This window comes from Psychrobacter luti, assembly GCF_014192115.1.
Classification (GTDB): Bacteria; Pseudomonadota; Gammaproteobacteria; order Pseudomonadales; family Moraxellaceae; genus Psychrobacter; species Psychrobacter luti.
This window is the reverse complement of the sequence record NZ_JACHXL010000001.1, coordinates 486,133-500,294: the sequence shown is the minus strand read 5'-3', so window position 1 is coordinate 500,294 and position 14,162 is coordinate 486,133. Positions and strand designations below refer to the sequence as shown.

Here is a 14,162-nt window from a genome sequence, read left to right as displayed (position 1 = left end):
ACCTGTTGTTGAGCCTGACGCAAATGATTCTCAATTATTATCCCAGCTTGATGACCCGCGCACCTTGTTACGTTGCGCCCTGCAAGAGTTGACGGGCGAGTGGACGCCAGACAAATGGGATTATTGGTTACAATGTGCGCGTGAAGCCGGTAGTTTGGCGCCAGATGAGTTAGCACTGGCGCGTCAAGGTATGATGACAGGTCACTGTAATGATAAAGCCGTATTCGTCACCGCAGTGGATAGCAAGCATTTACAAGCCACCTTTCAGCAGCTCGCGGAAAAATTGCAAGCACAATTTCCGCAAGCGGACATCAGCTTGCAGATAGATGGCAGTATCATGCAGGCCGATGATAAGACGCCTGAACGTCGTCAACAAAAACGCCACATACAAGCTCGTGCAGTGGCAGAGTCTAGATTACTCAATACGCCCGTCATGCAATATTTGACTGAGCGCGGCGAAGGAAAGATGGGCAAAGTTCAGTTATATTAAATAATCAGTAGTTTTACAATAGTTGTTATTTTAATAGTTAGATAATTATTAAACCTATTATAGTGAATAAAATATCAAGGTGAGATTATGTTATCGCCTTGATATTTTTGGTTTTATTGAGGGGTAAATCACCTTAATTAACCGTTAGAGGTATATTAAAAAACTGTAAGATTTATGATAATCCGCTATAATGGTTAAGTTATATTAAAAACTAAAAAGCAGCTTAGGTGAGAATATGTTAGATAATTTACGTGGTATGGCTGTGTTTGCCAGTGTGGTCGGACACGGCTCTTTTAGTGGTTCAGCTCGTGAACTGGGTATCACAACCAGTGCGGTTAGTCAGCAGATACGTTCTTTAGAAAATGAGCTGGGCGTGGTGCTACTACATCGCTCGACTCGTAAGCTCAGCTTAACAGAAGCGGGCGCAAGCTTTTATGAAGCGGCAAAAGACGTGGTTAGCGCTGCTGAGCAAGGGCGTATCAAGGTCAATCAATTACGTGATGAGCTGGCTGGTAGCTTACGCATTGCAACGACGCCTGAGCTTGGCGTCCATCACATTTTGCCAGCTCTATCAACTTGGATGTCTGCGCACGACGACCTTAGTATTACGTATTTCGCCGACAATCACTATATCGATATGATCGATGAGCGCATTGATATTGCGGTACGCATGAGCCCAAATATCAATGATTCAACGTTAAGTAATCATCCGTTATCTGATGTGCGCCAACTGTTGGTTGCCTCGCCGCAGTATTTACGTCAACATAAAAAGATCGAAACGCCAAAAGATTTGGCAGACCATCAGCTGATTTGCATCGATATTATGAAAGATGCTAGCCATGTAGAGCTTACCCAGACTGAGACTGGTAAAAAAACGCGGATTAAGATGAACTCACGTATTCATACCAATAACGTTTTTATGGCAATGACCTTAGCAAAAGAAGGTCATGGCTTAATTCGAATCATGGAAATGGACGTCAAAAAAGAGCTTGAAAGTGGCAATTTAGTCGAAGTCTTAACCGGCTATCAGCTACCAAGTTTTGTGTTATATGCTGTCACCTTAAACCGCGATCAACAACCTGCAAAAATCACCCGCTGCTTAGAGGTGTTAAAAAAGTACTTTCATGCCAATTAAGCTAAGCGCTTAATAACATTTACTCTAAAGTGCTAAAAAGCAAAAAGCCTATATATAAGCTATCTATAGGCTTTTCTAGCTTTAAACTTTTGTTAAATCAATCATTTAAAATGAAGGCTTTAATAAGTCAACCAAGCGCTCAACCACTTGTGAGCTTTCATCACGGGTCATATTAAGCGGCGGCAATAGACGAATTACATGCCCACCTGTGACGTTGATGATTAATTTTTGCTCATCACGGGCACGGTCAACTAACTTACTACAGTCCATCTTTTCAGGGAGGGCAATACCAATCATCATTCCAGCGCCGCGAGTGCTGACGTCATATTGTCCAAGTGCATCAACCACGCCCTCACGGATGAACTCTCCTTCGGTGACGGCATTGTCCATGATATCACTATTGGCAAGTACTTCATAAACGCTATGTACCACGCGACTGGCTAATGGTGTGCCACCATAGGTTGAGCCATGACTGCCAGCGCCGAACAAGCCATTGGCGCGTCCCCGCACCATGCAAGCACCAACAGGGAAACCATTACCTAAGCCTTTGGCAGTCGTTAGTACATCAGGGCGTGCGTTGCTATGCTGATACGCAAAGTACTTGCCCGTACGACCGTTACCAGTTTGCACTTCATCGAGCATAAATAACCAATTATGGTTATCGCATGCGGCTTGTAGCTGCTCAAGGTACGTAAAGCCATTCGCTGCTGTATTAAGACCGCCTTCACCTTGGATAGGCTCGACAAATACCGCACAGATATCATCATGGTCTTGAGCTGCTTGTTCAATGGCAGCAATATCACCAAAGGGCACACGGATAAAATCTTCATCTAAAGTATAAAAACCTTCACGTGCTTTAGGATTGGCGGTTGCTGATAACGACAGCAAGGTACGCCCATGAAATGATTGTTCCATGACGATGACTTTTGGGCGTTTAAACCCCTGCTGATATGCATACAGTCGCGCCAATTTTAATGCCGCTTCGTTGGCTTCAGCACCACTATTTGCAAAAAATACGCTGTCCATTTGTGCGGCATTACATAAGGCTTCGCCAGCGCGCTCTTGCCAATCGATGCCAAATAAATTGCTGGTATGTACCAAGGTCGCTGCCTGCTGCTGAATAGCCTCCGTCACCTTTGGGTGACAATGCCCTAAGCCGCATACTGCGATGCCCGTCAAGGCATCTAAGTAAGGCGTCTCATCTTTGGTATAAAGCCAACTGCCTGAACCGCATGTGAAGCTGATTGGTTGACGATTATAAGTGGGCATCAGGTAAGTAGCAGACATGTAGAACATCCTTGGAATTATAAAAGGTTAAAGAGTTAGAGTGATTGGTTAGAGCTCATCAGAAAACGGCGTAGATTCGGCAGGTAAGGTGTATTCTTCACTTGCCCATGCGCCTAAGTCGATAAGCTTGCAGTGATGACTACAAAACGGCTTATATTTATTGTCTTGCCAGGCGGTTTGATTGCCGCATTCTGGACAAGGATAGGTTTTGGGTAAGGGGTTGATACTGTTGCTAGAAGTAGATTCAGTCATAATAAAAGTGGGTATATCCTATGGGCTATCAATAAAAGCTGTCACTGACAACAGCACTGCTCATCAATAGCGAGTATGAATAAAGGTTGTAAAACCAAAACGTCATCAAACGATAATCATTAATTGCAATGAGCAATTAATGATTATCGTTTGATGAGCACGGTCGTTATATTACTATTGGGCTGGATTGACTATATAATAGCATGTGGTCGAATAATGACAAATGACAAATACCTTAAGGATAGTAGATGACTCATCATCTTGAGCTTTCACATCAGCAGCAGCGTGCCTTTCAACCACAAAAACTCTCAGCCCCACGTGATTTTATAGTGCCCGATAGATCGATCAACGCTGAGCTACCTTTGGTGTTAGAGATTGGCGCAGGGAAGGGCAAGCATGCCCTTAGCTTTGCGCAACAAAATCCTGACAAGCACCTGATAGCTATCGAGCGTACGCGTAATAAATTTGATGCTTTTGCTAAATTGGCAGCGCAACAGAAATCAAGCAATTTAAGCGCGATTCATGCTGATGCCATTGCTTGGATTGTCCATGCCATTGCGCCAAACAGTATCGAGCGTATCTTTATATTATATCCCAATCCTGAGCAACATAACCCTAACCAGCAGTGGTTAAATATGCCTTTTTTTGAGTTCTTACTTTCTCGTTTGCAGGTAGGTGGAGAAGTGGTTCTGGCGACCAATATAGAAGCATATATGGATAATGCAGAACAGCAAGCCAATGAGGTCTGGTGCTTACCGAATACGCGTCATAAGGTAGCAAGCGATAGTCAACGCACACACTTTGAAGTTAAATACTTAGCGCGCGGTGAGACTTGTTGGCAGCTAAACATGCGTAAATCTGAAGGTTATAAAACCAGATTCGATACATGGCAAGCGAGCAGTGAAGCATAGTAAGATAAATAGCCTAAGTATTTATATATACGCTACGAAAAAATGATAAGTTAAAAAATAAAAATGGATAACCTTATCTTATTAAGATATCTATATAAAATAGCCTAAGCAAATAGAAAGAAAAACACAAAAAAGACCGCCACAAAAGGGCGGTCCAAAAAATATCAACTTTTTCATACTAAAAAAAAGGCTTTACCAGTTTATTAGAATCCGTATGAGCATCTAGCACCGTTAAAAAGGTATAAGCACCGATAAACTTTCTGCTGATAAACATAAATTCTTTAGGCGGCAGATTAAACTCGAAAGACTGCATTGCTCGCGTGGCATCGTTTGAGAGGCGAGTATGCAATTTACTGTTCGCCCAAATATAACGCTGCTGCTCATCCAAACAATCAAGAGGAATATCCGGATTTAATGCAGGGTCGCTAAAAGGTTCGGTGGCCAATAAAAACAATGAGGCAATATCGGAGCGGACTTTATCACTCATGCTATCAAAGAAATCGTAACCGGTCATAGCGCGTTTCATTGCTTGATGGTCATGACGATATCCAGCTCGTAATAATCCGTGCGCAATCGTCAATAGGTTGTTATCGAATTGGCGAATGGCTCCGAAATCTAGCAACACCAGTTTATCGATCTCTTGTTCATCAGTAGCGACACGAACGAGGTAGTTACCAAAGTTCGGATCCGTCTGCATCTCGCCCCAAACAAAAATCTCTTGCATCATGATTTCAATAGCCGCTTGCCCGATAGCACTGCGGCGCTCATGCGGTAATAATTGCAGCGCTTCAGAGACAACAGTGATACCCGGCTCATAAGACATGCATAACAAGCGTTTGGTTGAGTAAGTACGATTGATTTTAGGAACGATATAACGAGGATCTTCAGCCAACCGCTCATAAAAACGCTCTGTGGTCGCAGCTTCCGCTTCATAGTCGACTTCGTGATGCAATAGGTCGCGTATCTCCTCAAACCAAGCATCGAGGGCGCGTGTTTGCGGAACGATATTACTAACCTTTAATAAGCGTTTAAATAAAGCCAAGTCAGAATTGATGGCGTCCGCTACACCTGGGTATTGGATTTTTAAGACTACTTGTTCGCCCGTCGCCAACACGGTTGCTCGATGAACTTGGGCGAGGGAAGCGGTGCCGATAGGAATAGGGTCGACGTCAAGCTCACCTAACTTTGCACCCAATAACTGTCGTAATGTCTGCTCAATTTTTGGCCACGCTAAGGTTGCGGTATCGTCATTGAGCGTTTGCAGAGCACGTGTGATTTCGGGCGGTAATATATGCTCGCCATAAATCGCCAGCATTTGACCAATTTTTACTACCGACCCTTTTAGTTTACCCAGCTCTTCTGCCAGATAATTGGCCTGTTCTTCCATAAAAATCTGATTACGTGCCGTACGGGCTTCTTTGTCCAAAAACATACCAGACACGCTATTACCTGCCCAACGACGACCGATATTTAAGGAAGTTTTAGCAATAGACATCCGACGCTCAAACCCTGACGTTTTTAGGCTGTCGATGGATTGTCTGTTATTAGACTGCTTATTATTAGAAGGTCTAGAAGTATCATTTGCCATAAATATAATCATTCATCTGGTTGCTATTGATTTGCGGGTTCAAAACCGACAATACAAGGGAGATGCGACGTACTGGTACAAAATTGTATCATATAACGGGAGGTAGTTTGAGGCGCGTGAGCTCCTGCTGTCACTTACTTTGTAAGCTAAAATATGACTTTTAATGGGTACAGCGATTAGCGGCTCATCCTACTGATAGGTTAAGTCACTAAAAATCTGGCGGCGCTTCACTCTGATGATCTTTATTCTAACACTAAGCGGTCAAAGATAGATTTTTAAAAGCAAGTGCTTCAAAAACAACCTATTGAAAACGAGCGTTAAACACTAGATTAAAAGAATCAGGAAAAAGTGTGGTCAAAAAAATACGACCTAGCGCTACACTAGGTCGAATTATTATAAAAACTCTGTAGGTTTTAAAACGCATCTCTTAAAGCAGAACTTTTAAAACTGAGCTTATAAAATCTAACGTTTAAATCAGCTCAGCCGTATTAAACGTTTTCGCGAGCAATCGCATGGTGTCCGATATCGCGGCGGTAATGCGCACCATCAAAACTAATAGCGCCCGTCACTGCCAATGCTGCTTGCTGTGCATCAGAGATAGTGTCAGCCAATGCCGTCACGCACAATACGCGCCCGCCATTAGTCACGACTTCTTTTTCATTGCTAAGCGCATCTTGATTAGAGAAAGCCGTGCCAGCATGGAATACTTTTACCGATTTTTTATTACCACTATCTAATTTTGGCAAGCCTGTAATCACATCACCTTTTGAAGAGGTTTCAGGATAGCCTTTTGAAGCAACGACAATACCTAGCGCAGGGCGCTCATCCCAATTGGCTTCGGTTGGTAATTTACCCACTAACCCTTGTGCGACCAAATCAACCATCGATGATTGCAAGCGCATTAAAATAGGTTGTGTTTCTGGGTCGCCAAAACGGCAGTTAAACTCAATCACATACGGGTCGCCTGCATCATCAATCATCAGCCCTGCATATAAAAATCCGGTATAAGGGTGACCGGCAGCTTTCATCGCATCAACAACAGGCTGGATGACTTGCGCCATAACCTTATCATGAACGTCTTGAGTGACGACTGGCGCAGGAGAGTAAGCGCCCATGCCACCGGTATTTGGCCCAGTATCACCTTCAAAAGCACGCTTATGGTCTTGGCTAGTTGCCATCGGTAAGATATTTTCACCATCTACCATGCAAATAAAGCTGGCTTCTTCACCTTGCAAGAATTGCTCAATGACCACGCGACTACCAGCATCACCAAATTTATTGTCAGCAAGCATATCGTCAATCGCTTCATGCGCTTGCTCGATGGTTTCAGCGACGATAACACCTTTGCCTGCAGCAAGACCGTCGGCTTTGATAACAATCGGTGCGCCTTGCTCATCGATATAAGCTTTAGCAGCAGTAGCGTCCGTAAACCCTTGATAAGCAGCCGTTGGAATATTATTTTGCTCCATAAACTCTTTAGCAAAAGTTTTTGAGCCTTCTAATTGCGCACAATAAGCAGTTGGCCCCCATGCTTTGATACCAGCTGCACGGCAAGCATCGACGATACCCGTTACCAATGGCGCTTCTGGACCGACAATAACCATGTCGATGGCATTATTTTGGCAAAATTCGATGACCGCACTGTGTTCATCAGCATCGGCTGCATCTTCTAACAGGACGTTTTGGCATTTAGCTTCAAGGGCAGTGCCAGCATTACCAGGCGCAACATAGATGTTTTGTACGTTGTCGCCTTTTGCACACTGCCATGCTAGTGCATGTTCGCGACCACCTGAGCCGATCACCAAAATATTCATCATACGTCTTGCCCTTAGCATTAAAAGTCATAATATTGAGTGAGTATTGAGCCAGTAAAATACGGTTCAATATAGTGCGGTATTCTAACAAAAAAACGCCGTGATTGTCATGAGTATCCACCTGCCAGCAAGTATTAGACTACATTAGGATGGTATTGTCTCATTATTAAAGGTTATCGACATCTTCGTGATTCATGAAATGATGTTGTACGCTTTAGCTATGGGCTGAGGTGCGTTACACTTTGATAGATTGGCAGTAGTAAAGACTAGAAATAATAAAGACCAGTAAATGGCTATTTATGCAATGTAAGTCATGTAATGCCAATAAATGTTAAATAAAATATTAAAAAAGGGGAAATTAACTATATACCAGATAGCTAAGTGTCATGTTAAACCGGCCAACTATGTTAAATAAGCAGGCTTGGCTAAATAAGTACGCTTGTATAACAACCATGGTTATATAGAAATATGAAAAAATACCACTGATAGCTGGCATTAAGCAATCAATAGAAACAACTCATTCATAGAAGAAACTAGAACAACAAACTTATAACAAAGGACAATGGATATGCCTAACACCCTAAATATCGCAAAAGAGCGGATCAGCCAGATAAGCGATATTGCCACCAGTTATGTGCAACAGGACAAATTATTATTTGACCATTTTATTCATAGCTATTACCAGAGCTTGCACCAAGAAGCCGCCAAAGATATTAGCAATATTGATTTGGCTGGAATGGCGCTACATCACTTCACTCTCCTCAAAGCCTATGATGGTAGTCAGCCGCAGCTCGCTATTTTAAATCCGATAGCCGAAGAGCAGCATTTTCATAGCTCTCATACCGTTATTCAAATAGTCGCTTACGATAGACCCTTTTTAGTAGATACGCTTTTGATGAGTCTGGAAGCGGAAGGTATCGACGTCCATCGTACTTACAATATCATTGTGGGTGTTGAGCGCGATGAAAATGGCGGCATCACCCATATCGAAAGCGCGCATGAAAGCGACACCTCAAAAATGTCTTTGATTCATTGTGAAATTGCTTATCAAAACAATGATGAGTTGGCAGCGCTACAGCAAATGCTACTCGCAAAAATAGATACCCTTGATGTCGTCGTTGATGATTGGCAAAAGATACGTGCCAAGCTGACGGATATAAAGGCTGAGCTGGCCGATCAAAATTTACCAGAAGTGTTTTATTCGCAGCAAGAGATTCAAGCGTTTTTGGATTGGGTATTAGAAGATCGTTTTATCTTTTTAGGCTATCGCGAATACCGCTTAGAAGGCGGCAGTTTCATTAATATTCATGACGATGTGAATGATAAGAACGATGACAGTAGTCATAAAGACAGCCATAAAAATAATGACAATGCCAATTTGGATTTATATGCCATTGGCGATAGTGGTCTTGGGCTGTTACGTGGCGGTAGTGAAGATACTTTATCAAAGAGCTTTGATGAGCTGCCAAGTAACCTCAAAAAGTTACTCACTGAGCCACGTATATTGATGTTATCTAAATCAAGCCGTGTGTCACCGGTGCATCGTCCGGTGTATATGGATTTTTTAGGTATTCATAAGTTTGATGCGAATGGCACATTGATTGGTGAATATCGCTTTATTGGACTCTTTACCGCCCAAGCCTATCAGCTTAGTGTACAACAGATTCCACTACTGCGTGAAAAAGCCAATAAAATCATGGCGATGGCAGACTTACCGCGAGACGGTCATGCTTATCACAAAATGATGCACGTGATTAATTCTCTACCGCGTGATGACCTGTTTCAAGCCAGCGTCGAAGAGTTATATCCTATCGTATCTGGCATTAGCCAATTGCAAGACAAGAAGAGCTTACGTTTATTTAGCCGCGTCGATCATTATCAGCGTTTTGTTTCCTGCTTGGTGTATATCCCACGCGATAAATTCAATACCGAACTGCGTATTAAAGTACAAAACGTCCTAAAAGACGCTTATGGCGGCATGTCATCTGGCTTTACAACGGAATTTAACGAGTCAGAACACGCCCGCGTTCATGTGCATGTGCGCACGGTGCCCGGTCAAGTAAATGAGGTAGATACGGTAGCGCTACAGGATAAGCTTTCAGCGCTGATGCAGTCATGGAGCGATCATTATCAAAAAATGCTACTTGATAATGTGGGCGAGCAGCAAGCCAATGCCTTAATGCGTCGTTTTTTAAGCTATATTCCTGCGGCCTATCAAGAGCGGTTTGATGCGCGTACGGCAGTTGAAGATACCAAGCGTTTGGCGGGCTTGAGTGATGAGCAGCCCATGATTTGGCATTTATATCAATCAACGGGCGATGCCAGCAATCAGCTACATCTAAAACTGTATGGTCGTCAAAATCCTGTGATCCTCTCAAAAGTCTTACCAGTGCTAGAAAACTTTGGTGTATCGGTCATCTCAGCACAAACCTATGAGTTTGATTTGCCAGAGCAATCGATTTGGATGCAAGAATATGAGCTGGTATTGGAGCATGTCGATACCATCAATATGCAAGTAGTACGCGCGCAGTTTGAGGATAGCCTAAAGCAAATTTGGGCAGGGCGTATCGAGAGTGACTCGTTTAATGAGTTGGTATTGACTACCAGATTAGACACTTATGACGTGGTGGTACTGCGAGCCTTGTCGCGTTATATGATGCAAGCAAAAGCCCCGTTCTCAAGTACTTATATTCAGCAAACCGTGGTAAAAAATAGCGCTATCAGCGTGGCATTAGGCGAGCTGTTTGATGCACGGATGAATCCTATATACAGTGCTGAGGAACGTGCCAGCAAGACCAGTCAAATTCAAGCGCAAATTACCACCGCATTAGCAGGTGTCAGTAGCTTAGATGAAGACCGTATCTTCCGTTGGTATTTGGACTTGATTAATGCCATGGTACGTACCAACTTCTATCAAAGAGAAGCAGATGGGCAACGTAAAGACCGTTTGTCGTTTAAATTCTTAGCGGCAGATATTCCAAACTTACCAAAACCTAAGCCGATGTTTGAGATATTTGTCTACTCGCCACGTGTAGAAGCGGTGCATTTACGCGGTGGTAAAGTCGCTCGTGGTGGTCTGCGTTGGTCAGATCGTATGGAAGATTTCCGTACCGAAGTCCTCGGTCTGGTCAAAGCACAAATGGTCAAAAATGCGGTGATTGTACCGGTTGGCTCTAAAGGTGGTTTTATCGTTAAGACCAAAACGATGGCCGATGGTCGTGAAGCCTTCCAAGCTGAGGGGATTGCCTGCTATCAGACGTTCCTGCGCGGTATGCTTGACGTCACTGACAACATTGTAGACGGGGTGATTGTCCCGCCAGCCAACACCGTGCGTCATGATGAGGATGATCCATATTTAGTGGTAGCTGCGGATAAAGGTACTGCTACTTTCTCAGATATCGCCAATGCTTTATCGAGCGAGTATAACTTTTGGCTTGACGATGCCTTTGCCTCAGGTGGCTCGGTTGGCTATGACCATAAAGCGATGGGTATCACCGCACGCGGCGGCTGGGAGTCGGTCAAACGTCACTTCCGTATGCGTGGCATGGACATCCAAAACCGTGATGATTTCACCGTCGTTGGTATCGGCGATATGAGCGGCGACGTATTTGGTAACGGTATGCTCAGATCTACTCATACCAAGCTGGTCGCGGCCTTTAATCACTTGCATATTTTTATCGACCCAAATCCAGATACTGCCGCATCTTATGCCGAACGTGAGCGCTTGTTTGAGATGCCGCGCTCAACGTGGGACGACTATGAAAAATCGCTCATCAGTCAAGGTGGCGGCGTCTTTTCACGTCAAGATAAAACCATTGCAATCAGCACTGAGATGAAAGCGCTATTTGATATCAGTGAAGATAGCCTTGCGCCCAATGAGTTAATCAGTGCCTTATTAAAGTCGCCTGTTGATCTGATTTGGAATGGGGGTATCGGTACCTATGTGAAAAGCGCAAACGAGATTCATGCTGATGTTGGTGACCGTGCCAATGACGCCGTGCGCGTCAATGGTGGTGAGCTGCGTACGGCAGTCGTTGGCGAAGGTGGTAACTTAGGGTTTACTCAACAAGGGCGTATCGAATACGCACAAACGGGTGGGCGCATTTATACTGATGCTATCGATAACTCGGGCGGCGTCAATTGCTCAGATCATGAAGTGAATATCAAGATTTTACTTGGTAAAGTGGTCGAGCAAGGCGACATGACGCTCAAGCAGCGTAATGAGTTGTTAGAGTCTATGACCGACACGGTCGCTGAATTGGTGCTGCGCCAAAATTATCTACAACCGCAAGCGCTTGAGCTTAGCCATCTGCGCGCTGCGACAAACTTAAGTGACCATCAACGCTTTATTCAAATGTTAGAAGCCGAAGGTCGTCTTGACCGCGCGATCGAGTATCTACCATCCGATGAAGAGATTGCCAAACGCCAAAAAGCGGGCACAGGCCTCACCAATCCTGAGCTGGCTATCGTCATGGCTTACGGAAAAATGTGGGTTTATGATCATTTATTATCATCAGATTTACCTGATGCGCCGTACTTCGTCAATGAGCTGCGTCAATATTTTCCTGATGAGCTGGCATCACGCTTCTTTGATGAGATGAAAGAACATCGTCTGCACCGTGAAATCATCAGTACTTATTTGACCAATAGCATCGTGAACCGTCTGGGTATCGAAGCGTTATTCCGCCTACATGAAGAAACAGGGCAAACGCTTGCCACCATTGCGCGCGGTTATGCGATTTCCCGTGATGTCTTCCATGTGTCAAAAGCATGGGATTTGCTTGAGTCGCTGGATAATCAAGTCGATGCCACCTTGCTGCTCGAGCTTGAGCTGCGTCTGCGTGATGCACTCGAAAATGGCGTGGTATGGTTTATCAATGCCTTTGGTCAAGATTTGCAAGTTGCCGATATGATCAAGCGCTTTGAGGACAGTGTCGAGAAATTGACCAAAGCAGGTGGCTTTATCGAACAGCAATTCTCAGAATACTTGCAAGAAGACGTCACAAGCTTGATGGAGGATGATCTCTCTGCTAATGATGCGGCGATGTTTGCCATGTTGCCTTATCATGTCGATGCGCTTGATGCGGCGCTTTTGGCTGAGCAGTATGAGCGCCCAGTTGATGAGATTGCGACCTTATACTTTGAGGCCTATCATGTCTTACAATTAGATTGGATGATGGACAATATCGCCACCTTACCGCAGCAAGACCACTGGGATCGCCGTGCGCGTCACGCCCTTGTCAACGAAGTCTCGCGCAGCTTACGTATGCTGATGGATACCTTGTTGACGCAAGCTGATGCCAAGCAAGCATTTAATGACTGGAAATCACGTCATGCCAGCCAACTTGCCGCCGTCACTGCAGAGATGCAAAAATTGGATAGCAATGATGAAAGTGCTATCAGCTTATCGACATTATCGGTGTTAATGAGTGAGCTTAGTGGCTTGGCTACTAAGTAGAGCTCTAAATGCAGACTATAAAGTGTAGGTAGACTGCTTAATAAAATTGCTTGAATCAGCAGATGTTTTTAAAATAAACCCCCACCGTTATTAATTAGCGGTGGGGGTTTTTATTGTGTAAGGCATATACTTATTAAAATTAAAAAACAGTAAGGCTGATAAAGTAAGCGCTTAGTCCAATTCAAGCAATGTATTTAAACGTATCATTTTGCCATTCTTTTCAACCCATACTTCATTCGCATTATCACGATAACTGTCAAACTGGGGTTCTAGTATTACTTTACCTTTATCGTTGATGATTCCAAATTTTCCCGCTTGCTTATAAGTATAGAGCTGATGATATAGCAGCTTTCTAATCGGTGCATCTGAAGAGAGAGTTAACTTACCGTTAGTATCAATAATTTGGGCGCTAACAATCTCGTCTTGAATATCTTCACTCATGCCAATAGCGCGGCTACCAGCAACTAAGGTGCTACGCAAAAAAAGCAACGGTTTGGCAGAAGTATTAAATGCTTCAATATGTTGGTTGGCAGCAAGTGGAATGATGCTCTCATTGTTTTGGTCAATCAGCGCCGTTTTATTTTTCAGTCTGACTTGTAGATATAAAGGCTGGCCTGTACAAGCATTTAACGGATTAATCGCATCATATTGCGGTCTTATGGCCCAGTAACCTCTATCATCGAGCAGTCCTGTCAGACCACTATTTTTAGCCACTATAAAATAATCTTGGTCATAATCAGAATCGTAATGCGCATGCTCGATATGAGCATTGTCTAACGGATAAACCCAGCCGCCATGGCGATTGATAATACCATGTTTGGTCTTGTCATCTGATGACTTAACGCTGACGATAAAGCTGGTCGCAATATCAGGTTCGGTTTGAATTTCATCATACTCAAAAGGTATCATAATCTTGCCAGCGGCATTTATAACGCCGTATTTGCCATGCTGTTTGGCAAGCACATAAGCATCCATCAATATATAAGCATCGGTGAGATTGTCTAGTAACACCTTGCCATTTAACTCTTGTAATTGCTGCGTGCCATCGGCTTGTTCGACCAACTTGCCAGCAAAAAGCTTATTATTTTCGATACGCTCAAAATAGCTACTGGGTAAATAACCGGCACAGCTGATGGTAGCGTGGGCAGGGTTGATAGTACTAACCATACCAATAGATAAAATAGATGCCCATGTTAAGAGCGCTAATTTATTAGTCATCGCTATGTC

8 protein-coding genes and 1 pseudogene are annotated in these 14,162 nt (G+C 43.8%); 4 read left to right on the top strand and 5 right to left on the bottom strand.

What is annotated here, in order from left to right; genetic code table 11:
- Both FHS24_RS01970 and FHS24_RS01965 read left to right on the top strand, forming a co-directional pair.
- Positions 1 to 490: pseudogene (locus tag FHS24_RS01970) on the top strand (DNA polymerase III subunit gamma/tau); the annotation flags it as partial.
- 235 nt (positions 491 to 725) lie between these two features.
- Entirely contained in the window at positions 726 to 1,625 is a 900-nt protein-coding gene (locus FHS24_RS01965; protein ID WP_183618283.1) for a LysR family transcriptional regulator, read from the top strand.
- Positions 1,626 to 1,730: 105 nt separating this feature from the next.
- Here FHS24_RS01965 and FHS24_RS01960 read toward each other — a convergent pair whose 3' ends face one another.
- Together FHS24_RS01960 and FHS24_RS01955 are read right to left on the bottom strand one after the other, a co-directional pair.
- Positions 1,731 to 2,912, bottom strand: a complete 1,182-nt coding sequence (locus FHS24_RS01960) for an aspartate aminotransferase family protein (RefSeq protein WP_183618281.1) — start codon at positions 2,910 to 2,912, stop codon at positions 1,731 to 1,733.
- Positions 2,913 to 2,960: 48 nt separating this feature from the next.
- Positions 2,961 to 3,164, bottom strand: coding sequence for a DNA gyrase inhibitor YacG (locus FHS24_RS01955; protein ID WP_183618279.1), 204 nt, complete (start codon positions 3,162 to 3,164; stop codon positions 2,961 to 2,963).
- 248 nt (positions 3,165 to 3,412) lie between these two features.
- Here FHS24_RS01955 and FHS24_RS01950 point away from each other — a divergent pair, with 248 nt between their 5' ends.
- Entirely contained in the window at positions 3,413 to 4,075 is a 663-nt protein-coding gene (locus tag FHS24_RS01950) for a class I SAM-dependent methyltransferase (protein ID WP_183618277.1), read from the top strand.
- 178 nt (positions 4,076 to 4,253) lie between these two features.
- Here FHS24_RS01950 and FHS24_RS01945 read toward each other — a convergent pair whose 3' ends face one another.
- A complete protein-coding gene (locus tag FHS24_RS01945) occupies positions 4,254 to 5,663 on the bottom strand; it encodes an ABC1 kinase family protein (protein ID WP_183618275.1) in 1,410 nt (469 codons plus the stop codon).
- A 488-nt stretch (positions 5,664 to 6,151) separates the two neighbouring features.
- Positions 6,152 to 7,477, bottom strand: coding sequence for a phosphoribosylamine--glycine ligase (gene purD / locus FHS24_RS01940; RefSeq protein ID WP_183619103.1), 1,326 nt, complete (start codon positions 7,475 to 7,477; stop codon positions 6,152 to 6,154).
- Between the two features lie 568 nt (positions 7,478 to 8,045).
- Between purD and FHS24_RS01935 the strand changes: the two genes are divergently transcribed.
- Positions 8,046 to 12,935, top strand: a complete 4,890-nt coding sequence (locus tag FHS24_RS01935) for an NAD-glutamate dehydrogenase (protein WP_183618273.1) — start codon at positions 8,046 to 8,048, stop codon at positions 12,933 to 12,935.
- Positions 12,936 to 13,106: 171 nt separating this feature from the next.
- Here the strand turns inward: FHS24_RS01935 and FHS24_RS01930 are convergent, their stop codons facing one another.
- On the bottom strand, positions 13,107 to 14,153 hold the full coding sequence (locus FHS24_RS01930; RefSeq protein ID WP_183618271.1) for a WG repeat-containing protein: 1,047 nt from the start codon (positions 14,151 to 14,153) through the stop codon (positions 13,107 to 13,109).
- Positions 14,154 to 14,162 lie beyond the last annotated feature (9 nt).

Coding starts and splice junctions, on each gene's coding strand:
- FHS24_RS01965 (WP_183618283.1), top strand. CDS start 726: ATGTTAGATAATTTACGTGGTATGGCTGTGTTTGCCAGTGTGGTCGGA.
- FHS24_RS01935 (WP_183618273.1), top strand. CDS start 8,046: ATGCCTAACACCCTAAATATCGCAAAAGAGCGGATCAGCCAGATAAGC.
- FHS24_RS01950 (WP_183618277.1), top strand. CDS start 3,413: ATGACTCATCATCTTGAGCTTTCACATCAGCAGCAGCGTGCCTTTCAA.
- FHS24_RS01955 (WP_183618279.1), bottom strand. CDS start 3,164: ATGACTGAATCTACTTCTAGCAACAGTATCAACCCCTTACCCAAAACC.
- purD (WP_183619103.1), bottom strand. CDS start 7,477: ATGAATATTTTGGTGATCGGCTCAGGTGGTCGCGAACATGCACTAGCA.
- FHS24_RS01960 (WP_183618281.1), bottom strand. CDS start 2,912: ATGTCTGCTACTTACCTGATGCCCACTTATAATCGTCAACCAATCAGC.
- FHS24_RS01930 (WP_183618271.1), bottom strand. CDS start 14,153: ATGACTAATAAATTAGCGCTCTTAACATGGGCATCTATTTTATCTATT.
- FHS24_RS01945 (WP_183618275.1), bottom strand. CDS start 5,663: ATGGCAAATGATACTTCTAGACCTTCTAATAATAAGCAGTCTAATAAC.